This is a genomic window from Leptospira wolbachii serovar Codice str. CDC, assembly GCF_000332515.2.
GTDB classification, from domain to species: Bacteria; Spirochaetota; Leptospiria; order Leptospirales; family Leptospiraceae; genus Leptospira_A; species Leptospira_A wolbachii.
The window spans coordinates 195417-218308 of sequence record NZ_AOGZ02000014.1 but is presented as its reverse complement, the minus strand read 5'-3'; the positions used below and the strand labels follow the sequence as shown (position 1 = coordinate 218308).

At 41.0% G+C, this 22892-nt stretch carries 18 protein-coding genes and 1 tRNA gene; 13 read left to right on the top strand and 6 right to left on the bottom strand.

Going from position 1 to position 22892, the window contains the following annotated elements; all coding sequences use genetic code 11:
* Positions 1–53: 53 nt before the first annotated feature.
* Positions 54–1337 carry a hypothetical protein gene (locus LEP1GSC195_RS06530; protein ID WP_015681932.1) on the top strand — a complete coding sequence of 428 codons (1284 nt, stop codon included), beginning with the start codon at positions 54–56 and terminating at the stop codon, positions 1335–1337.
* A 124-nt stretch (positions 1338–1461) separates the two neighbouring features.
* Here the strand turns inward: LEP1GSC195_RS06530 and LEP1GSC195_RS06525 are convergent, their stop codons facing one another.
* Positions 1462–1710 (bottom strand): hypothetical protein, encoded by a 249-nt coding sequence (locus LEP1GSC195_RS06525; protein ID WP_015681059.1) that lies wholly within the window; start codon positions 1708–1710, stop codon positions 1462–1464.
* An 89-nt stretch (positions 1711–1799) separates the two neighbouring features.
* Positions 1800–2834, bottom strand: a complete 1035-nt coding sequence (gene fbp / locus LEP1GSC195_RS06520) for a class 1 fructose-bisphosphatase (RefSeq protein ID WP_015681501.1) — start codon at positions 2832–2834, stop codon at positions 1800–1802.
* A gap of 105 nt (positions 2835–2939) precedes the next feature.
* Here fbp and LEP1GSC195_RS06515 point away from each other — a divergent pair, with 105 nt between their 5' ends.
* The 6 genes from LEP1GSC195_RS06515 to LEP1GSC195_RS06490 all read left to right on the top strand — a co-directional run bounded on the left by LEP1GSC195_RS06515 (position 2940) and on the right by LEP1GSC195_RS06490 (position 9325).
* Positions 2940–3764, top strand: coding sequence for a hypothetical protein (locus LEP1GSC195_RS06515; protein WP_051122357.1), 825 nt, complete (start codon positions 2940–2942; stop codon positions 3762–3764).
* Positions 3765–3851: 87 nt separating this feature from the next.
* A complete protein-coding gene (gene rpsU / locus LEP1GSC195_RS06510; protein WP_002973784.1) occupies positions 3852–4070 on the top strand; it encodes a 30S ribosomal protein S21 in 219 nt (72 codons plus the stop codon).
* 20 nt (positions 4071–4090) lie between these two features.
* Entirely contained in the window at positions 4091–4546 is a 456-nt protein-coding gene (locus tag LEP1GSC195_RS06505) for a GatB/YqeY domain-containing protein (protein ID WP_002973880.1), read from the top strand.
* A gap of 12 nt (positions 4547–4558) precedes the next feature.
* Complete coding sequence (gene dnaG, locus LEP1GSC195_RS06500; protein ID WP_015682689.1) at positions 4559–6370, top strand: DNA primase; 1812 nt, start codon at positions 4559–4561, stop codon at positions 6368–6370.
* A 16-nt stretch (positions 6371–6386) separates the two neighbouring features.
* Entirely contained in the window at positions 6387–8159 is a 1773-nt protein-coding gene (gene rpoD, locus LEP1GSC195_RS06495) for an RNA polymerase sigma factor RpoD (RefSeq protein WP_002973883.1), read from the top strand.
* Positions 8160–8215: 56 nt separating this feature from the next.
* On the top strand, positions 8216–9325 hold the full coding sequence (locus LEP1GSC195_RS06490; protein ID WP_015681272.1) for an NADase-type glycan-binding domain-containing protein: 1110 nt from the start codon (positions 8216–8218) through the stop codon (positions 9323–9325).
* Between the two features lie 62 nt (positions 9326–9387).
* Here LEP1GSC195_RS06490 and LEP1GSC195_RS06485 read toward each other — a convergent pair whose 3' ends face one another.
* On the bottom strand, positions 9388–10995 hold the full coding sequence (locus tag LEP1GSC195_RS06485) for a glycerol-3-phosphate dehydrogenase/oxidase (protein ID WP_015682434.1): 1608 nt from the start codon (positions 10993–10995) through the stop codon (positions 9388–9390).
* 97 nt (positions 10996–11092) lie between these two features.
* Between LEP1GSC195_RS06485 and tyrS the strand changes: the two genes are divergently transcribed.
* Positions 11093–12319: a tyrosine--tRNA ligase gene (tyrS, locus tag LEP1GSC195_RS06480; RefSeq protein WP_015680890.1), complete on the top strand. Its 1227-nt coding sequence runs from the start codon at positions 11093–11095 to the stop codon at positions 12317–12319.
* 71 nt (positions 12320–12390) lie between these two features.
* Positions 12391–13581 (top strand): polysaccharide deacetylase family protein, encoded by a 1191-nt coding sequence (locus LEP1GSC195_RS06475; protein ID WP_015681622.1) that lies wholly within the window; start codon positions 12391–12393, stop codon positions 13579–13581.
* 131 nt (positions 13582–13712) lie between these two features.
* Here LEP1GSC195_RS06475 and LEP1GSC195_RS06470 read toward each other — a convergent pair whose 3' ends face one another.
* The 3 genes from LEP1GSC195_RS06470 to LEP1GSC195_RS06460 form a co-directional block, all read right to left on the bottom strand.
* The gene (locus LEP1GSC195_RS06470) at positions 13713–16967 is read right to left on the bottom strand and encodes an efflux RND transporter permease subunit (RefSeq protein WP_015681987.1); all 3255 of its coding nucleotides are present in this window, start codon (positions 16965–16967) and stop codon (positions 13713–13715) included.
* A gap of 26 nt (positions 16968–16993) precedes the next feature.
* Positions 16994–17533 (bottom strand): peptide deformylase, encoded by a 540-nt coding sequence (gene def / locus LEP1GSC195_RS06465; RefSeq protein ID WP_015680603.1) that lies wholly within the window; start codon positions 17531–17533, stop codon positions 16994–16996.
* A 114-nt stretch (positions 17534–17647) separates the two neighbouring features.
* Positions 17648–17720: transfer RNA gene (locus LEP1GSC195_RS06460), tRNA-Ala, on the bottom strand.
* 75 nt (positions 17721–17795) lie between these two features.
* On the opposite strand from LEP1GSC195_RS06460, the gene LEP1GSC195_RS06455 reads away from it, so the two are divergent.
* The 4 genes from LEP1GSC195_RS06455 to LEP1GSC195_RS06440 are packed head-to-tail and all read left to right on the top strand — an operon-like array spanning position 17796 to position 22891.
* Positions 17796–18107, top strand: coding sequence for a hypothetical protein (locus LEP1GSC195_RS06455; protein WP_015682429.1), 312 nt, complete (start codon positions 17796–17798; stop codon positions 18105–18107).
* Between the two features lie 4 nt (positions 18108–18111).
* Complete coding sequence (locus LEP1GSC195_RS06450) at positions 18112–20859, top strand: SpoIIE family protein phosphatase (protein ID WP_015681696.1); 2748 nt, start codon at positions 18112–18114, stop codon at positions 20857–20859.
* Positions 20856–21197, top strand: coding sequence for an STAS domain-containing protein (locus LEP1GSC195_RS06445; RefSeq protein WP_015681604.1), 342 nt, complete (start codon positions 20856–20858; stop codon positions 21195–21197). Before LEP1GSC195_RS06450 ends, LEP1GSC195_RS06445 begins: the two co-directional genes overlap by 4 nt.
* A 47-nt stretch (positions 21198–21244) precedes the next feature.
* Positions 21245–22891, top strand: a complete 1647-nt coding sequence (locus LEP1GSC195_RS06440; protein ID WP_015681489.1) for an acyl-CoA carboxylase subunit beta — start codon at positions 21245–21247, stop codon at positions 22889–22891.
* Position 22892 lies beyond the last annotated feature (1 nt).

Below are 22892 nucleotides of genomic sequence, written 5' to 3'. Positions count from 1 at the left end.
GCAAAAATCTTGCTCTCAGAGGGATCGTAAAAGACAGTTTCCGTAAGACCTTTATGAAAATTACGAATGCTGGAATCGAATTCTTAGAATTCAATGAATTTAGAAATTTTGCTGTTGATTATGATTTGTTAGGTTCTGTATCTCTCAGTGAACCTGTTGTTGATAAAAATGGCAGTATCTTAATCAAAGAAAAAGTTGCCATTAAGGAAAATATTTTAAAGAAACTGGAAGGGATGGAAGGGAACTACATTCCTTCATTTAAGTTAGCCATGTCCAAGGATTTGATGAGAATGCTTCGAATGGTTCTTTCGAAAGCCATTCTTTGTCGTATTGAAGACAGATCCAATGAGTTTATTTTTCATCTCTATGAACAAAATGCGGAAAGAATGGCAAGTCTCAAAGGTATCATTCAAAATGCCTTTTATTCTAAATCAATTGCTCTATCTTTTTTTCGCATTCTGCTCAGCCACAAAGAGTTCTTTAACCACTTAGCAGACTTTGGACTATTAAGTTTAGGATCTGTGATTCAAAAGCAATACGGCTTTAAGATGGTAAATAGGTTCAGTTTTCTTGCCGGTCTTTGTGCCGATATTTCTGTATCCAAAGAGGGGTTGTACAAACAAAGTTTTTTTGGGTCGTCTCTTTCTTCCGCCGTGAATCTTTCTTTGGAAATTGCAAGAAAACTCAATCTTCCTGAAGAAGTCATTAGTGCTATTAATAACCATGGTTCGAATGGATTTGAAATTCCTGGAGTAATTCCTGCGACAGTCAATGTGGAAGACTTACGTAAACACCAATTAAACCAGGATCTACTCGCAGGAAGTGGAATGGAAGATGATGCCAGTGATGATGAAGAGGAAGCAGGTGAGTATGCAGATGATACCGCTTCGGTCACCTTAGATGCGTTAAAGATTGCTCGTTATATCATGGAAAATTTAAAGACTACAACAGACAAAGAACATGTCTCTGAAAAACTTCTTGTGATGTTTACATACAATGCGGAGAAGGGACTTTTCCGAAAGGATCTGGCTGATCCAATGATAAATCGCTTTAAAGAATTTGACCAAGCCATCAAACGCATTCGTACGATTGCGGAGATCGAAAATAAATGTAAGTTTCCCACTTCTGCATGGGCATATCCAAAACCAAAAGCAGCGCAGATTCTTTGTAAGGACAAAAATTACCAATGCCCTTGGATCGTAAACGGTTGGGACTTACGGATCATTTCCCCACAAGATCCTTTTGGCCATATTGGAACTTCTCTGGATGTGGGAACCTATCCTAAATGTGCCTTAGAAGAAGAACTTCATGCAAAAATCAAATACACTGACTCTTAGTGGGAATGAAATTGTGAAGACAAGGTTGGAAAAAAAGTAGAGAGAGAATTTTGAAACTTCAAGTGAGCTAAAAAAAAAACCAACCGAAATTCGGTTGGTTTTCTCTTTTACAGAAAAAAGATGATTAGAAACCTGCTGGTTTTTTAATGTCTTTCGTTGCGTCTTTGATCGCGCCTGTTGCTGCTTTTTTAGCTTCTGCTTCTGCCGTTTTTACTGCTGCATCTACTTTTTTCTCTACTTCTGTAGTTACTTTTTTAGCTGCATCTTCAACAGATTCGATTTTTTCTTCAACAACTGGTTCTTCTTTTTTACAGAAAGCAAGTCCAGAAGCCATAGTGACACCAAGAATTAAAACGAGTAGTTTTTTATTCATTGAAAGTTTTCTCCTAAAATCTTTTAATTCTGCCAAAACTATCAGATCGAGATTTCCTTTGAAAGAAATTTCTGTATTTGTTTTGAAAATTATGCCTTGGGAATGAACGTAAGGAATTCTTCTACTTCCTTTTTGCTACCAATAATGAGCGTTGTTCTTTCATGAAGGTCTTTCGGATTTAGGTCTAGGATTCGTTCTCCTTTCACTGTCACCGCCATTCCCCCCGCTTGTTCGGCGATGAAAGCCATTGGTGCCGCTTCGTATAACAGACGTAGTTTTCCGTTCGGGCATTTTGATGATTTTGTATCATTGGGATAGAGGAAGATTCCTCCTTTGAGTAAGTTCCTATGGAAATCCGCCACAAGTGAGCCAATGTAACGAGCTGTTTTTGGTTTTTTTCCTCCTTCAATGGATTTGATCTTTTGGAGGTAGGCCTGAACTTCTGGGGACCAATAAGAAGCATTCCCTTCATTGGCAGAATAAATATCTCCCGACTCAGGCATTTTCATATTGGGATGGGACAATAAAAACTCACCTACACTCGGATCTAAAGTAAAACCGGAAACTCCCTTTCCTGTGGAAAGCACAAGCATCGTGGACGATCCGTAAATGATGTATCCGGCACAGCGTTGCAGATGGCCTTGTTGGAGGAGGTCACGTTCGCTTCCCGGATCTTTCGAGTTTGGTTCTAACCTTTGGTGGATGGAAAAGATGGTTCCTATGGAGACATTGGTATCAATATTCGAAGATCCGTCTAGGGGATCGATTGCCATAGTATACTTGCCAATATTGTATCCTCCAGGGATGGGAATGATGTCTTCGTGTTCTTCACTGGCAAGGACACAAAGGTGGCCACAAATTTTCAGGGACTGGTTGAAGGCGTTGTCCGCATATTGGTCCAGTTTCATCTGTGTTTCGCCTTGGACATTGGTATCTTCTGTGGCACCCAGGATATCGTCCAAAAGTCCCGCTTTTCGGACTTCTCGGCCTACAATTTTTGCCGCATAGACTAAGTGGCTGAGTAGGGCTGTAAATTCTCCGGAGGCATGAGGGATTTTGAGTTGCTCTTCTAGAATGAATTGCGATAGAGAAATGAGTTTTTTTTGTTTCGGTGTTGCGTTCACAGGTTCCCCGATTAGTTTTTACACCATTTTGGGGGCATAACGTCAGGAGCAATCCTTTCTCCTTTTGATTGGCGAAGTCCCGACCGATACTAAAACTAGATTCCGATGATAGATCCAACTCATGTAAGTACTTCCCCCTCCATGCAAATGACAGATTACCATTCTAGGCGTCTTGGCATTAGTTTTGCCAGTGTGGGCGCCCATTTGGGTTGGGTGTATCTTGCCGGCGAAATTGTTTATGAATTTGGCCAAACCGAAAAAGAGGAATGGCTTCGCAGTCTTGTTTCGAAACAAATTTCGGATCTTGTTCGAAATTTAGAATACATGGATCCAAAATCCTTAGGGACTTTTTCAGAAAAGGGAAAGGACTTTAAAATCAATATTATGCGTCTTCCGGAAGGAGAGGTTCCCGTTTTTGTCCTGGTGGCCCAAGAAGTGGAACCGGAACTATCGATGCGAAACTGGGAAGACCTTTCCAACCAAGTTCTGACCTTTTGTGCCACAGGGATTTCCTTACGAGAAAAGAACCTTCTCGATTTCTTAACCATCACAGAACCGATCCGAAAGAAAATGGAACGTTCCTTTACGGGCGATGTCCATTCAGGAGTGATCGCTTTTTTCCACCTGCAAGACTTATCTCCCTTTTTCAAACCCCTTGGCGTAGTCAAAAGCCAAGAAATTCTGCGGGAAGTGACAGCCACTTTGCATAAAGAAACGAGGGAAAACGAATTCAATTTCCAACTGAATCCACGTTCTTATTTTCTATTCTGCCCTGGAGAAACCCTAGACGGGGCCAACCACCGCTTTGGATCGCTTTACTTTCCTTCCAAACATTTGATTTTGGACTACAAACTGAAGATTTTCCCTATTGATCGAGAGATTTTGGCAGACGATTCTAGGTTTTCTTCCATTTTTATCGAAAATTTCTGATTTGGTTTTCGGCTGAATTGACAAATCAGAGCCTTTTCCGTTACCGTCAAAACTAGACCATTTTTACAAAAGGACAGTTGTTTGTCTATGACCCCACAAGTAGGGATTTATTTAAAAGAAGGGGAATCAATTGAAGCTGCGCTTCGTCGATTCAAAAGAGATTGTGCGAACGCTGGTATCATGAGCGAAATCAAACGTAGAGAATACTTTGAAAAACCAAGCGTTGTGAAAAAGAAAGCTGTTGAAGCTGCGAAACGCAAACGAGACAAAAAGAAAAGACTATTCGCTAAAAAAGATAAACTTTAATCTTTAAGTCGGTTTTACTAATGACCCTTCAAGAGACGATCAATACCGATCTAAAGACGGCTTTAAAGGCCAAGGATGAAACAGTCCTAGGCACTTTACGTCTCTTGAAAGCGGAAATTCAATATGAATTAACCAAAACCGGTGCTTCCGAGCTGACGGATACTGCTGTCATGCAGATCCTCAAATCTAATTTCAAACGCAGAAAGGACACGGCTGTCGAATATGACAAAGCCAATCGTCCGGATCTATCAAGCAAAGAAATTCAGGAAGCAGAAGTCATCTCTCGTTATATTCCAGAAGAAGTCTCCGATGAAGAAATCTCCAAAGCGGTTACAGAAGCTATTGGGGAATTGAATGCTAGCGGAGCCCAGGATATGGGAAAGGTGATGGGTAAAGTTATGGCAAAATTTAAAGGACAAAATATAGACGGCTCCAAGGTATCCTCCCTCGCAAAACAAGCACTTAGCGCCCGTTAATACCGTTATACTGTGAATCCTTACCAAAGTTTTAAAGAAAGAGTTCGCAGAGAAGTCTCCATTGACTCATACATCAATAGGTTCGTTCCCTTACGTCGTATGGGAAGAAATCTTGTGGGCATCTGCCCATTCCATAATGAAAAAACACCCTCATTCAATGTAAACGCAGAAGGTGGATTTTATCACTGTTTTGGGTGTAAAGCCTCTGGGGATTTATTTCGTTTTGTGATGGACTACCAGAAGGTAGACTTCCTCAAATCTTTGGAAATCCTTTCTGATTATTCTGGCATCCCACTTGTCGAAAGAACTAAAGAAGAAGAAGAGTCCGATCGCAAAAAAGAAGCACTCTACCAAATTTCGCAAAAAGCCTTAGAATACTTTCAAAGGAATTTGAATACCAGTGCTGGAGAAGTGGCTTTAAAATATTTAGAATCGCGTGGGATGTATACGGAAGATTTGAAAGTTTTTAAAATTGGATTTGGACTTCCAGGTTTTGGTAATTTACGGGCGGAGCTATTTAAAACGGAAGCCGAAGTAAAGTTAGGTGAACAGTTGGGACTTCTCAAACGCCAAGACCAAAACAGAGATCCATATGATTTTTTTCGCAGTCGCATTATGTTTCCGGTGATTGATACCAAGGCCCGAGTGATTGCCTTTTCTGGAAGGATTCTTGGTGAATCCGAAGAAGCCAAATACATCAATAGTCCAAACTCTCTGATCTACGACAAAAGCCGTACTTTTTATAATTTGAATTTAGCCCAAGACAGTATACGTAAAACGAGAGAAGCTGTAATCGTGGAAGGCGTGTTTGATGCCATTGGACTCTTTCGCAAAGGGATCGAATTTGTGGTCGCCCCACTCGGAACAGGTTTTACCGAAGGACATGTTCGTATTCTCAAGAATATGGCGGACAAAGTATACTTAATGATGGATTCCGATAAAGCCGGAACCAAAGGTGCTTTCCGTGCTGTGAATCTCCTTTCGAAAGAAGGGGTGAGTGTGAAGGTTTGTCACATCCCAGAAGGAAAAGATCCTTTCGATTATTCCCTCCACCACAACAAACAAGAAATTCGCGATTTACTCGAAGCGGCGGCACCGGCCTCGCAATTTATGATCCGAGAAGTTCTCGGTGGGGCAGGCCCTTCCTCACTGGCAGAAGAAAAACAAGCCAGTGTCAAAAAACTCTTCGAATTTCTAAGGCCAATGGAAAAAGAAACGGACAAACAGGTCTATTTAGAAGAAGGGGCTCGCCAGCTCGGACTTTCGTTTTCTTCACTTTTTCAGGACTTTCGTGGCAAACCAGGGGTAACTTCGACCCCCTCCGTGGTCGATACTAAGAAGGAAAGAACACCGGCCAAGCTGGGAAAACCTTCCCCCGTTTTGGTTTGTGAACGAAAGATGATCGCCATGCTCATCCAGAATTTGGAACTTTTTAGTTTCGCGGATGATTTGCTTGGCCTCGAGTTTCGGGATGAAGTATCTGCTTTTCTTTGGGACTATTTATATACGAAGTATTTGCAGAATGAGAACCTAACAGCTGCAGAAATTCTTTCGAGGGAAGAAATTCCTTCGGAATACCTGGGAATGATTGCCGAACATTTTACGGCCGATGATTCGACAAGCCCAGGAACGTTTAAAGGGATGTTTCTTTACCATGCGGATTTGTTGGATGACGCAAGGATGGAAGAACTTGTCAAAGAGATGGCCAAACCTGACTTAACGATTGAAGAAAAGAACAATCTTTTGTCAGAACTTTCACTCTTAAAAAGTGAAAAAAATAAGAGATCCGTGTATCTCAGAACGATCCAAACGTTAGAAGTTTAAAGAGGATAGAGGTAGAATGGAAAATCTAGCAAGCCTACCAGAAGTACAGAAGATCATCTCGATCGGTAAAGCAAATCGAGAGGTTTCTTATGATGAAATCAATGAAATACTTCCGGATAAAATCTTAAATTCCGAAAAGATCGATGATGTCTTTACATTGTTACATGAGATGGGGATTGAAATTGTAGAAGAGTATTCCAAAAAATCTTTGGAAGAATCTAGTTCCCTCACAACTACTAAAGAAGAGACGAACAAAGAAACAAAAGAGAAACCGGCACGTAAAAAAAGAGAGTCCAGTGTTTCTTCTAGTTCCGAAGATCCCATCCGCCTATATTTAAAAGAAATTGGTAAAGTATCTCTGATTTCTGGAGAAACAGAAGTGTTTCTCGCGAAAAGAATTGAGAAGGGTGAAAAGATCATTGAAGAAACCATTCTTAGTTCTTCGATACTCCGCCAAAACTTTGCAAAACTCATTCCAAAGATAAAGTCCAAAAAAATCAAAGTTTATGACTTAGTAAAAGTGGACAAAATGTACGCTCTCAACCAAGAGCAAGCGGACAAATTGGAAAAAGTATTCTTTGAGAATATGGAACTCATCCAACAAGATGAAAAAGTTCTAAACGAATCCACAAACCGAATTCGTAAGTATTCTGAGAACTCTAAGAAGTTCAAAGAACTCAAAGAAAAAATTGATTTATCCACTGGTAAAATTGACGAAGCCATTCGTAAAATTGGTGTTTCTCAAAAAGAAATCCAAAAGATCTCTCAAAAGATCAAGTCGATGGTATTCCGAGTTAAGGAAATTGAAAAACATTTCCTTAAAATCAAAGCCAAATACGGACATGATGTTCGCGAAATCAAAGCCCTCAACCGTTTCATAGAAAAAAATGAAAACTTAGATGAAATCGAAAAGATGATGGGTTGCGATATTGATGAAGTTAGAGAAGTCATCAAAGACATTCGCAACAACGAAAGAAAACTCCGTCGTATGGAACAGGAAGCCGGATCTCCTGTTGGCGAGATCAAAGACTGGGGTGAAAAAATCATCAAAGGCGAAAGAGAAATTGCCCAAGCGAAACGAGAACTTGTGCGAGCAAACCTTCGTTTGGTGGTTTCCATTGCGAAACGATACGCGAATCGCGGGATGCATTTCTTTGACCTAATCCAAGAAGGAAACATTGGTCTTATCCGCGCTGTAGATAAGTTCGAATACAAAAAAGGTTATAAATTTTCTACTTATGCGACTTGGTGGATTAGACAAGCCATCACTCGTGCGATCTCTGACCAAGCAAGAACCATTCGTGTTCCTGTTCACATGATCGAACAAGTGAACAAAGTGATTCGGGAAACGAGACTCTTTGTTCAAGAGTTTGGTCGTGATCCTTCCAACGATGAAATTGCAGAACGACTCGGCTGGCCAGTCCAGAAAGTAAAGGCCGTGAAAAACGTAGCTCGGGAGCCAATTTCCCTCGAAATTCCTGTGGGTTCAGAAGAGGATTCAGAACTTGGAGATTTTATCGAGGACAAGGAAGTGATCTCTCCACTGAACTCTGCAGCGTCTTCCATCCTATCAGAACAAATCCGCCAGGTCTTACAAACACTCCCGGCTCGGGAGCAAAAGGTCATTCGGATGCGATTTGGTTTGGATGATGGATATGCACAGACATTGGAAGAGGTGGGTTACCAGTTTAAGGTAACTCGGGAGAGGATTCGTCAGATTGAGGCAAAGGCCCTCAGACGTCTTCGCCACCCCAGCCGATCCAAAAAACTCAAAGACTATATCGATTAAGAGAAATTGTTTTTCGCTTGATCGTCCTTTCGTTCAGATTCATGGTTTGACAGTCCATGGGTCTGAACCAATCTACTTTTTCTGCAACTAATCTTTCATTAAGAAATTCCTATCCAACTATTTCTCTTTGCCTCTTACTTTTCCTCTCGATTGTTTCCAGCTTCCAATGTAAGGGATCCGAAAAACAATTCGATTACCAAAGGACTCAAAGTGTGGGCCAAATCAGCGCTGAAGAACCATGGCGGTTCAGTCCAGAATTTGCTTTAGATAACAAACTCACCACGGCATTCTGTGCCAATTCCAAGGAAGTGGGCTCTGGATTTACTTTGTATTTAAAATCCTATTCCCAATTCTCCGCCTTACAAATATTCAACGGATTCCATAAGTCTGCCGTAGATTTAAAATCCAATGATGCAGTAAAAAAACTTCGAATCACTTCTTTCGATATGGAAACAGAAGATCTGAAGTCGAAACTAAAAATCGGTTCCACAATGGATTTAGAACTGACAAAACCCAAGTTTGGGAAATCGGGTTTTCAAGTATTGGATTTAGATTCGAAATTCCAAGGCAATGTGATTCGGTTCGAAATTTTAGAAACCCATGGCCAGGGTTCCACTGGGCGAGTTTGTATTTCCGAGGTTTCGTTTGGAGAAATCGAAAAGGAAAGTTTTCTTTCTTACCCTTGGGTTTCTTTTGATAAAATAAAAAATACCATCATTCAATTTGGTAAAGCCGAACGCCACTTTTCTGGATTCAAACAATTGGTTTTGGCAAATGAAAAGGGAACGATTTCCTTTTACGACCAAGGAACCATCCTGCCTGTGTTTTTTAAATCCGACCAAACTTTTAGTTTTTCTGAGATGTATGGAGAAGGAGATCCTTTAGGATTTTTACCTTCGATTGTGGGAACGTATACCATTCTGCAATCTTCGGAAGAGGGACTGGAACTCAATTTGAGTTATTATGACAATGGCGGGATCGAACGAAATATTTCCTGGATTTTCAAACGAGCTGAAGTGGGAGATGAAGACTATGAAAACTTCAAAACCAAATTAGGAACTCGGTTTTCGGAAGTCTTCAATCCCAAAACCCATTACTTACTGGTGTTAAAAGAAAAAGAATCAGGTCGTACGTTCTATCATTATGAACTAGCCAAACCGAAATAATCTGACGATTCTCTCTATGTGGTCGAAACCAAAAAAGAGAGACCGTCTTTCTAGTTTATTTTTTAACCAATGGTTTTCTTTAAATCTTTGATATGGTTCAACAGTTCGTTTAAAGAAGATTTCTTTTCTGTTTCCTTCCAACCGAGTTCTTTGGCGAGAGCATTTGCGACAGGAACTGCCAGAGTCTCTGCAAGCTTCAAATCTAAAAACACAACTCGCCATCTTCTAGAAAGAACATCGGTGACCGAAAGTGCAAATTCCTTTTTCACAAAATGTTTGATTTCTTCTAGAAAATATCCAGATCCTTTTTTAAGTTCTTTTGGTTTTTTCCCCAGAATGAAAGAAACTTCCCCACCATAGGCATCCGCCAAACGAACAGAAGTTTCATAGGAGAGATCATACATTGTTTGGATCTTTGCTACCAAATGTTTGGAATACCCGTCGGCACCAGGAAAGGCAAAACTAGCTGTCACACAATTCATCTTAGGTGGTAAGTTACCGACTGAAATGAGTTTGTCTGTGAGGTCTTCTGCCATTTTACGAAAGGTAGACCACTTGCCCCCAGACATGGTGACAAGACCCGATTCAGAAACAAGGATGGCTTCCTCTCTTGAAATGGACTTGGTATCTTTTTTGTCTCCCGTAGAGATAAGAGGACGGAGCCCAGAAAAAACAGATTCAATATCCTCTTTGGTTAACTTGGTATCCAAATAATCATTTCCAGTTTTGAGTAAAAATTCTACTTCGGATTGCAGTGGAAGAGGTTCCTCATCAATTTTTTGAATCGGGGTATCTGTTGTTCCAAGAAGGACTTTCCCTTCCCAAGGGATTACAAAAACCACACGTCCATCAGCAGTTTTAGGAATGATCATGGCTGTGCGACAAGGTAACTTTTGTTTGTCGAAAACAAGGTGGATTCCTTGGCTTGGGGCAAGGACATTTTCTGCTTTTGGGTCGTCTAGTTTACGGAGAGAATCAATCCAAACTCCTGTAGTATTGGCAACGACTTTGGCTTTGATTGAGATTTTCTTTTTTGTGATTAAGTCTTTTGCCGTCACACCAATGATTTTTCCGTTCCCATCTTTTAAGAAAGATGTGACTTCGATGCGAGATAATACATCTGCACCATTTTCTTTGGCAGCTCGCACGGTGGTAACATTGAGCCTTGAGTCATTGAACTGGGCATCGTAATAGGAAATCCCACCCTTTAGTTTCTCTTTTTTTAAAGAGGCAAAATAGTCCAATGCTGTTGCTTTGGAAATTCTTTCATGACCAGGTACTACAGATCTACCCGCAAGGATGTCATACATAGTCAGACCAATGGAGTAAAAAGGTTTTTCCCACCAAACATAGGTAGGTAATACAAACTGCAAAGGTTTTACTAAGTGAGGTGCATTGATTAGGAGGCGTTTCCTTTCCGATAATGCTTCGTAAATGAGTTTGAAATGGAACTGGGCTAAGTAACGAACTCCTCCATGAATGAGTTTTGTGGACCTAGAACTAGTTCCTGCCGAGAAATCTTGTTTTTCTAGGAGGGCTACTTTGTATCCGCGAAGAGCCGCATCAAGTGCCGTACCAGATCCAGTGGCTCCACCGCCCAGTACTAAGACATCGTAGTCAGTTGATTCTAATTGTTTTAGTGTTTGTTTTCTTTCATCTAAATGATTCATAAGGGTTTTTACGTACTTTGGTGGTTGCCTATAGAGATTCTAAGGTTAGTATTGTCAAAAGTCACCATTTCGACCATCGAAAATTTTTGAATTTGTTATGAAAACTGAAAGAGAATTGAACCAAGAATTAGATACCATCCGCCGAGGCACTGTCGAGATCATTAGCGAGGCAGAACTTTTAGAAAAAATCAAATCCAAACCTTCCCTTACCATCAAGGCGGGTTTTGATCCCACAGCCCCCGATTTGCACTTAGGACATTTTGTTTTGCTCAGAAAACTAAAACACTTCCAAGACTTGGGTCATGAAGTCTGTTTTATGCTCGGTGATTTTACTGCGATGATTGGTGATCCCACGGGAAAATCAGAAACAAGAAAACGTCTTTCCAAAGAAGAGGTATTGGAAAATTCCAAAACCTACCAAAACCAAGTATTTAAAATTTTAGATCCGAAAAAAACAAAGATTCTCTACAACTCGCACTGGTGTTCGGAAATGAAGTTCGAAGATGTTTTAGTTTTAACTTCCAAATATACGGTTTCTCGAATGTTGGAAAGAGACGACTTTACCAAACGTCATAAAGCAGGAACTCCCATCTCTATGATAGAGTTCTTATACCCACTTGTACAGGGTTATGATTCTGTTGCGATGAAAGCGGATGTGGAACTTGGGGGAACGGACCAAAAGTTTAATATGTTAGTGGGCCGCGACTTACAAAGAGAATACGGACAAAAACCCCAGTCAGTCATCACGTTACCACTCCTTGTCGGTTTAGATGGCGTCAAAAAAATGTCCAAGTCTCTTGGCAATTATGTTGGTGTGACAGAAAAACCTATCGATATGTATGGAAAGATCATGTCCATTTCTGATGATTTGATGTGGAATTACTTTGAACTACTGACTGACCTTCCTCGTTCCGAAATGGAAAACAGAAAGGCGGGGATTAGTTCCAAAACCCTCCACCCAAAAGAAGTCAAAACGGAGCTCGCCCTTCTTGTGATGGACCAGCTCCACCCAGAAGAGGAAAACAGAAAGGCAGTGGAAGAGTGGACCGCCATCCACAATACCAAAAACCGAGCCCTTCCTGATGAGATTCCAACAGAAACTCTGGATTCTTCTTACTTTTCAGAAAAACAACCGCTTCTTGTCTATGTTTTGTCTCAATTGAAATTCATTCCGAGTGTTTCGGAAGGTCGTAGGCTCATCCAAGCCGGTGGTTTGTATTTGGATGAAGAAAAAATCACGGACTCAAGCCTCTCTTTGGAACCAGGAAAAGAATACCTGATTCGCCAAGGAAAGAAGGGAAAATTTTTAAAGATAAAGACTTAAGGGAGATGGTCAGTCGTTTTAGAACGACTGATCCAAATCCGATATTAGGTAATAAGGAAACCCATACCCGCATGTCCCTCGACCCGACAAATGAAGAAAAGGAAATTCAGGATATTGTTCATGAACTTTCCCAGGACATCGAGAAGGACAGATTATTCGCAAAAAAACTTCGTAAGTTTGCTCTGGTTTCCGCCCTGTCTTTTGTTGGGATTACAGTCCTTGTACTTTGTGGGTATTTACTATACTTGAGTCTTAGTGTTACCAAACTCGAGTCAGAAGTAAAAGAAAAAGAAAAAAATCTTCGGGAACTAGAACAATCTCTTTTCTCTCTCATGTACCAAGAGCAACTTCGTGAGGAAAAAGCTTTGCCGGGCGATAGCGAACCCGATTCTGAACTTGCCAAACAAGTAGAAGAAAATGTTCAATTCTTAAAAGAAGTAAGCCAAGAGACCAAAGGTCGCAATATCCTTCGGGGAAATGAAACACAAAAAGAAATCGCGCTTACCTTTGATTTGGCTACAGGGGAAGAACTTCCTGTATTGTACAATTATATCAAAGAACATAAAATCAAAGTGACTCTCTTTTTATCAAATGAAAGACCTTCTGATATCAATGGTTCCTTCTTTATCCGCCAAAATTTAGATTACATTAAAAAAATGGCAAAAACTGGGTCAGTGGAATTTGGAAACCATACCTGGTCTCATTTTAACTACCAGAGATCGGTAACAGAAACTTCCTTAAAAAAAAGAATGGTACTCGATTATCTTTCCAATTCGGTTCTCGACCTTCCACGTATGGCAGAAGAACTAAAAAGGGTAGAGGATACCTTTCATTCTCTCACCAAACAAGAATTAAAGAAATACTATCGCCTACCTTATGGAGCTCTCAGCCAATTGATTTTAGATGCTCATGCAAGTCTTGGGTATACAGACCACATCATGTGGTCGAATAATTCCAAAGGGTCGCTCGATCTCCCTGATTACATTAGTAAACAATTCCTCTATAAAAAGACATCCAAAGGGAAAAAGGAAGTAGTTCGTAATCCTCATTACAAAACAGGTGAGGAAACACTTACCTTTTTGGATAATTGGGAAAAGGCAGATGCGAATGGAATGAATGGTGCCATCATCCTCATGCACTTGGGGGGACCGAGAAAATTTGATAAACTGATTTATATCCTCCCCACATTCATTGAACGAATGAAAGAGAAAGGATATAAATTTGTAACTCTTTCCGAAGTTTTGAATGATAAAAAAGATTAAATCCTTTCATCAAACTTTAACCTTCTAAAAGATTTCCTGACTCAACAACTCATCGGAACAAATCCAGTATGGACTCTTTTCTAAACTAACCGCCCTTTTTATTGAACGGTTTCAAATCTAGATGTTGCCTTTTAAGCAAATTTTTTCTTTCTTGTTTGGTATTTAGCAACTACCCAATCTTTAAATAGATACAGGTTGAGGTAAAACACAGGTACCATAATCAGAGTGATAAAGGTCGCAAAAGCAAGTCCCCAACCAAAGGCCAATGCCATAGGTACCAAAAATGGATCTTTCCCTCCGATTCCGTAGGCCGTTGGAAGGAGTCCAAGCACTGTTGTCACCGTAGTTAGCATTACGGCTCTTAGGCGAATACTTCCCGCTTCGACGAGAAGTTCAAAAGTGGATTTGCTTGGATCTTCAATCCGCAGTTGGTTGGCACAATCTACAAGAACAATGGAGTCGTTCACGACCACTCCCGCAAGTCCAATGATTCCCAGGAATGCAAGGAAGGAAAAGGGTTGTCCATGAATCAAAAATGCAAAGATCACTCCAATGACGGCAAAAGGAATGGCACTCATCACAATGAGAGGTTGCGCGAGAGATCGGAATAGAGAAGCAAGGATCATATAAATGATAATGAGTCCCACAAGGAAGGCTCGTCCGAGAGATGCCATTGACTCTTCTGTATCTTTATTCTCTCCTGAGAAACGAACCGAATAACCGGGATATTTGGATATGATTCCTTCGGTCAGTTTTTTTGCCTCTATGTTCACTTGTCTTGAAGAAGAAAGCGTTTCATCAATGTTAGATGTGACTGTTAGTAGTCGTTTGCCGTCTAAATGGTTGATGGATGCTCGTCCCGGATTTCTATCATGGCTAGTCAGTCGTGATACGGGAATTAGGTTCCCAGTGAGATTATTCACATATACTTTATTTAAGTGGGTAAGAGAAGATCTATATTCTTCAGGAAACCGAACCCGGACATCCACTTCTTCATCGGCCCGTTTGATTTTTGTGGAAACTGTTCCTTGAAGTGCGGTGTTGATAGCAAGAGATACGGATTGGACACTTACCCCAGCAAAAGAGGCAAGAGTTTCATCTACAGAAACTCGGATTTCGTCTTTTCCTTCATTAAAATCGTCCCCAATGTCTGTGACTCCATTGATTTTTGCAAGAGCAGCTTTGAACTCAGCACCAATTTTAAGTAAGGTGGCGAAATCATCTCCTTTGATTTCGATCGCCACCGGTTTTCCCACAGGAGGTCCCCCTGCCAATTTTTCAAATTCTAGGTTTACTAGTTTTCCCTTCAAAGGAAGAAAATCTTTGGGTACATCTGCCACGGGGAGGGTTTCCTCTTCTTTTTTATCCACATTTTCTTTGGCTAGTTTTTCTTCCAAAAGCAGGAGGGCCTTTTCATTTAACATGAATTTGGTGTTTTGGCGAACCACTTCGATGATTTTTTCTGTGGACCTTTCTCTATTGTCGTCGGGAGTGAGATACACCATGACTTGCGCATAGTTTTTACCACGTTTGGTAAACGGGTCATTTGGATCTTTTTGGATGATTCCCACTCGAGAGATATAGTTTTCTACTTCGCCTTCTGGAAGTTTGGAAACAGCATATTCTATAGCTCGAATGAAACGATCGGTTTCTTCGAGTTTTAATCCAGTTTCTGCTGTGACTCTCACTTGAAAGGTTTCAATTGCTCCAGGAAAGAGTTTGAATTTTCCGAATTTGACTTGGATGGCGAGAGAAAAAACAAAAAGACCCATAAGAAGGCCTACCATTTTCCATCGGTTTCTCAATGCAAAACTAAGAAGGGGAAGATAAGTTCGTTCTTTAAATTTAACAAACCAATGGGATTCTTCTTTGACTTCACCTTTCATATCCGTGGCTTTACTCACGTCGTATAAGTGGGAAGGTAACATAAAGAAGGCTTCAAATAGGGAACTACATAAAGATAAAATCACCACAAGAGGAATGGAGTGAATGAACTTACCAAAGATCCCTGTCATAAATAACATAGGCCCAAAAGCTGCGATGGTGGTTGTTACCGTGGCTGTGACTGGTGCAAGAACTTCACTTGTCCCTCGCATGGCCGCTTCAAATGGTTCTTCTCCCATTTCCAAATGACGGTATACGTTTTCGCAAATAATAATGGCATCATCCACTAAAATCCCGACTACAATGATAAGCCCCATCATAGAGATCAAATTTAAAGTAAGTCCCATGTAGTTCATGGCAACAAAGGTCATCGCAATCGAGATAGGAATTCCGAGGGCAGTCATCAGAGCCATTCTCCAACCGAGAAAGACAAATAGAGAGGCAGTTACGAGAAAAAGTCCCGATACCGCATTGGAAGTTAAAACTCCAAGGCGTCTTCTTATGTATTTGGATAAGTCATTGACAAAGGCATGTTTGACAGTGCCCCCAGAGGACTTAATGAACTCTTCTACTACGAGTTTGGAATCATCCACTACAGTGATCGCATCTGCTTTTTCTCGTTTGATCACCGTTAGTGCAATCGCGATGTTTCCATTCGACTTATCTAAATATTCCGAGTCTTCAAATCCTTCTGTGACTCGGGCAACATCGCGAATCCGTACAGAACGACCGGCATCATTGGAACGAACAAAAACATTTTCTATCTCTTCTGCTGTATCGAATTCTCCGACAGTGCGGACGATGATCTCTCTCGTCTTTTCGTTGATATTTCCTCCAGGGAAATTAATATTTCGGAGGCGGAGTGCATTGATCACTTGGGTGGAAGAAAGAGATAGGGCTTTTAATTTGTCGGGATCTAGGTCCACTTTCATTTCCCGTTCTCGCCATCCGCGTTTGGTAATCCTTGCAACGGTAGGTAGGTCTTTTAGTTTTTCTTCTAAAATTTTGGCCTTATCGCGCAACTCTTTTGCGCTTAACAAAGGTTTATCGTCTTTTGTTGTCGACGACAAATGGATTTCGATTACAGGTTGCCTTGCCGTTGTGATTTCAGTGACAATGGGATCCTCAACCTCAGTCGGCATGTCTTGGATCCGGTCGATAGCGGATTTCAAATCATCGACCACTTTTTGTGTATTTTTTGTATTGGGATCAATGGTAATGATAATCCCTGATCGGTTTTCTAGAGAAGCGGAACGAAATTCTTTGATTCCATCTACTTCTTTGATAGCGTCTTCCAATGGTTTGGTGACTAATTTTTCCACATCGGCAGGAGCCGCCCCAGGGTAAACAGTAGTCACACTCACGATATCAAAATTGATATTGGGAAAAGCTTCCCGGTTCATTGTGGCGGCTGTAAATCCACCGACAAGGAGGATGAGAAAGGTAAGAAGGTTTACAAATAAACTCTTCGAAAGAAAATACTGAACGATGGATGTGCCCATACAACTCCTTTAGGAGACAAAACTAATTAATCTAACAACTTACCGGCGGTATCAATGTCTTCGTTATAACCGAATAACTTTGTACTTTTGAGTCTGTCCACATAGAGTATACCGAAGAGGTGGTCGCACTCATGTTGTAATACGATTGCCCGGTATCCTGAAATCACTTCCTCATGTTCCTGAAAATTTTCATCCCGCCATTTCATTCGAATTTTATCGGGTCTTTCCACATAACCACGCATACCAGGAACGGAAAGACAACCTTCCCAGAATCCCTCACCTGCCGCTGATAGAGGAGTAATCTCTGGGTTCAGGATGATTTGGTTGGGAACTTCTGGGGTTCCTGGGTATCTTTCGTTGTCATCGTCTTGACCAACAACAACAAGTTTTTTAAGAACACCAATTTGGGGGGCAGCAAGTCCTACACCTTCGGCGTGACGCATGGTTTCAAACATATCTCGAATCAATTTTTTGAAATCCTTGGTTTGGATTTCGGATTCAGTTACGTCTTCGCTCGTTTGACGGAGTAAGGGATTGCCAATCTTGAGGATTTTTCTAACAGCCATAATCTAATATGGAATAGATTGAAAAAGGTCACTGATTGATCAAGTGATCTCCACTCCAAATGAAAAAGAATTTGACAGGGGAGGCTTTGACCTGTGAAATTCCGGGAGGGATTTTGGAGACGAGGGGAATCGAACCCCCGACCTTTTGAATGCCATTCAAACGCTCTCCCAACTGAGCTACGTCCCCTTGTGCTAATCCAAGGTGAGTGACTGCGTTTGTCTGTCAACAGAATCCTAAAATGGCTAAGGAACCAGAGATGTTATGGGACAAGATACAGTAGAAGAACTGACTAAAAAACTGAAAATCCAATCGGATATCATCAAAGGCTATGAAAAAGTTCTTAGACTCAACGAACAAGAATTAGCAAACGCCGACGAGATCATTCGGATGTATGAACAGATTATCGATTATTCGCGAGTGGAGCTTAGGGAAGCCAAAGAGACAGTCCAAGCAAGTTCTATGGTATCCAATCTCAGTCGGGACGAACTCATGTCTGCCTTCGACAAAATTAAATCATTGGAAGATGCAAATCGAAAACTAAGAGAAGAATCACTAAAATTTAACAAAGATTAAACCATTGAAACCCAGCTCTCTTCCGCCGATCATTCGAAAAAACGACGAAGGCGGATTCTACCTTTCATCTTCTTCTGAATTGGATGACTTGTACCATTTTATTCTTGGTCAAGCAAAACGACTCGTTTCGGCAAAATCAGCAGCTTTTTATTTTCGAAATGAACGAGGGAACTTAAGCCCTTTCGGTTTAGTCGGTGACAGATCAAGTGCCGGTTTGGTTGCCAAACGTGTTTTCAAAACGCGCAAAAGTATACTCATCAAAAAAGGCTCTCATTTAAAGGATTCTGATGGTCCAGTAGCAGAGTCTTATATCGCCTGTTATGTGGGTGATGAAATGGGAGATTTAGCTCTCGGGGTTCTAGTTCTTGAGGGGATTAAACACTTTCAAAACTTTTCCGAACAAGATTTAGACTTAATTAACTATTTTAGTGCTAACTTAAACGCATTATTTAAAGACACAGTTCTCTCTGAAGCAGAGCCACAATTTTTTAATTCCCTTACCACTTCCATTTTGCTACTCATCGACAATGCCAATATCCATAACAATAATAACAGACTTCAGTATTTTTTAGAGGAAATCATTCGGGTGGCAGTCCTTATCAATACTAGTGTTGATTTGGAACGTGTTCTAGTGATGGTGATGGAATCGGCAAAATCCGTTTTTCGCACAGAGGCAAGCTCCTTGCTCTTGTTAGATGATAAAAAAGAGTATTTGATTTTTCATACTGTGACTGGCGAAAAACGCGAAGAAGTGGCCAAAATTAAGGTTCCGGTGGGCCAAGGGATTGCAGGAACGGTTGCTGTCACCAAACAACCGATGATCATTAACGATGCCCAAAATGACAATCGTGTCTTTCGGGATGTGGACAAAGCTTCCAATTTCATTACAAGAAATATCCTCGCAAGTCCCCTCATTGTTGGGGACGAGGTAATTGGTGTGATAGAAGCCATCAACACCATTGACAGAAATAATTTTAGCCAAGATGATATTGATACCTTTTTGTCCTTTTCTAGTGCTTGTGCGGTAGCCATTCAAAAAACTCGATTACTCGATAATCTCAATGAAACCAACTTAGAACTCAAACAAAAACTAAGTACCCTGGAATCTATTTTTGATTTGGGCCAAGCAGTCCTCGAATCTCATGATGAACTGGGCCTTATGTCTAAAACTTTAAGCATCCTCACCAAAGAATTGTCATGCGAAGATGCTGGTATGGTCATCATTGAAGAAAAAAACAAAAACCGAATTCAGGTTTATGCAAGACAATTGGGGATTGTGAGGGAGTCATTTTTCCCCATGCCAGAAAGTCGGCTCTTCTTAAGTCTAATGGAGTCGGGAAATCCCAGAATGGCAGTAGTTTCTCCGCAATTAGAAGAATCCTTTTTAGAATTAGAAGCTTATACCTTAAAGAAAAATTTTCTTATTTTACCCATCGCTCCTCGGGGTGGAAACTTAAGGGCTGCCCTTTATGTCAGTGGAAAACAATCAGCACATTCCTTCAATGAAACAGACCTTCGGATGTTAAAAACTTTGTCTTCACCACTGGCAAAAGCCTATGAGAACTTAAGGCTCAACCAAGAAATCATTACGAAGAAGTCGATTGAAAAAGAAATCGAGATTACAAGAAAAATTCAAAACAATATTCTTCCTAACTCACTCATCCAATCACCTCTATTTGATTTGGGAGTAATGTCTGTTGCCGCCAAAGAAGTGTCAGGTGATTTTTATGATTTCCATTCCTTTGGAGAGGACCAGTTTTCCTTTTTAGTGGCTGATGTTTCTGGAAAAAGTTTACCTGCGGCAATTTTTATGGCGATGTCTAGTTCTATCATTCGTACTCTCTCTCGAACGACAGACCTTTCCCCATCGGAACTTCTTTTCCGCGCCAACCAACTCATTTATGAAGATTCCCAATCGGGAATGTTTGTGACTCTTTTCCTTGTGAACTACCAAAGACGAACTAGGACTTTGAAATTTGCGTCAGCAGGGCATAACGACCAGATTTGGATTCGTAAAGATGGAAGTTTTGAACTTCTGAAAGGGAAGGGTGCCCCACTCGGTGTGGTTCCGCAAACCAACTACCAAGGGGGAGAGATCCAGATTGAACCGGGAGACATTTTGGTCTTTTATACAGACGGGGCCATCGAAGAAAAAAATCCTGACGAAGAAGAGTATGGCCTCGATAGGTTTATTGATTTTATCATCGAAAGAAGGTATGAATCTTCCCAGAAAATCGTAGAAGATGTGTATGACGATATCCGTAAGTTTTCTCATTCTGAGGAACAATACGATGACTTTACGGTAATGATCCTAAAATTCGCAGAAGTGACGAGTTTCGAAATCTCTAGAATATTCCTGGCCCATCCTGATGAAATTCCCAAACTTCGAGATTTTATTTCTGAACATTTAGAAGGCAAAATCACAAAACCCTTTGCCTTTGATGATGTTCTTATATCTTTGGATGAAGCAGCGACCAATATTGTGATGCACAGTTACAAGGACACCGAACTGAAAAACCCTAGTTTCGAATGTCGGTTGGAATTGATTGGAGACAATCTTAAGATTGTACTCATTGACGAGGGGAAACCCTTTGACAGAAAAAAAGTTCCTAAACCTTCTGTAGAAGCCAATGTAAAAGGGGAACGGAAGGGAGGATTTGGCGTTTATCTTATGGAGACTCTGATGGACAAAGTGTCCTATGACTTCAACGGGAAACAAAACATAACCTATTTGGAGAAATCGATCGTATGAATGAAGACAAAATTGGAATCCATTCGGAAGCCGTTGGTGACAAGATGGTTGTACATGTCCAAGGCAATTTGGATGTTCACAATACACATAAAATAGAAAAGGATTTGATGGCTCTAGTTAGCGCTGCAGGTAAACCGGTCATTTTCAATTTGAGTGATGTTCCTTTTATCTCTTCTGCAGGCCTTCGATTGCTCGTCACGACGCTCCGTCTTTGCCAAGAACAAAAAATAAGCATTTCGATTTGTGGTCTGCAACCCGCTGTAGAGAAAGTATTCGATATCATTGGAATGCAGCAGCTATTTACAATTTATCCTGATTTGAGCTCTGCTCTGAAGTAAAAATCACTTTTCTAAGTGATCCTAAACAAAACATTGGAAAAAAACTTATGGAAACCAAGCAGTATTCCCTAAACAACCCGTTCAAAGAAACCAAGGCTCCGGAAACTCAAACCGGAATTTATGATGATGCTCTCAAATTAGGAAAGGAACTCATTGAGAAACCAATCCTAGGAGGCGGAGAAGATAGAATCCGTGTCCAACACTCCAAAAACCGTATGACGGTTTGGGAGAGAATCAAAGTCCTTACTGATGAAGAACCTAATATTACCTACCAAAACTGGGGACCCAATTTAGATGGGGCTTCCATTGTTACTGGAATTTTAAATATCAAAGGACGAGATGTTGCCGTTTACGGACATGACTTCACACTGCGTGCAGGTTCCATGGATGCAACGAATGGAAGTAAACTCGCTCGTCTCATCCAGATGGCGGGAACTCACGGAATCCCACTCATTGGGATGAACGATTCTGCAGGTGCTTATGTTCCTGCGGGAGTGGGTGGACTCGACGGATATTCGGAAGCTTTTACAGCCCTTCGAAAGATCAGCGGTGTGGTTCCTTCCGTCATGTTAATGTTTGGTTTTAATGCAGGGGGAGGAGCTTACCTTCCACGCCAAGGATCTTTTATGATCCAGAGTGATGGAACCTTCTTTGGTCTGACAGGCCCAGGTGTTGTAAAGTCAGTTCTTGGTGAGGACATCTCTGCCGAGGATTTAGGTGGACCAAAAGTTCACGGACAATCCGGTGTGGTTGACCTTGTCACGAATGATGAACTCGGGTCACTAAGAACTGCCATCCGTCTTCTTTCTTATTTACCAGACAATAACCATAGTTTTGCGCCGTTTTATCCTACATCGGATCCTGTAGACAGATTCATCTACGAAGAAGATATTCTTTTCAGAAAAACTTTCAATTCCCCCACAGGTATGAACACTCCGTTTGATATCACTTTGTATTTACAACAAATCTGTGACCATGGTGAGTTCTTTGAATTACAACCTCAAAGAGCAAGAAACATTGTCACTGCCTTTGGTCGAATTGGTGGTCATGTAGTTGGTTTTCTTGCCAATAACTCTGCTGTGTCTTCTGGCCAGATTGATATTGGAGCTTCTCGCAAAGGAACTCGTTTTGTAAGATTCTGTAACTTATACAATATCCCTATGGTTTTCATTGAAGATACAACGGGATTTTTACCAGGACGTGACCAAGAACACAACGGGATTGTTCTCGAAGGTAGAAAACTTCTCGATTCCATCATTGACTTGAGAACTCCAAGACTTACCCTCATCATTCGTAACGCCTTTGGCGGAGCTTACGCAACGTTTAACTCGTATTTCACGGGAGCTTCTATGGTATTTGCTCTCCCTACAGCGAGGATTGCGGTAATGGGCCCTGCCGGAAAAGAATATGTTTACAAAGACGAAATCACGGGAGTCCAAAAAGAATTTTTGGCCAACGTAAAAAAAGGTATGAGTGAAAAGGAAGCTACTTCCGTTCGCGATGCCAAACTTTTCGAAATCGGCCAAAAATACGAAAAAGAACTGATGAATCCAAAAGAAGCACTTTCTCTTGGTTCTGTTTCTTCCATCATTTTGCCAGGATACACAAGAAATGTGTTATCTAAAAACTTGAGTTTCCTGATGTCCAAATACAAACCGGCGGAAATGTCCGGTCCTCAAAGGGAGTTTGAGTAAT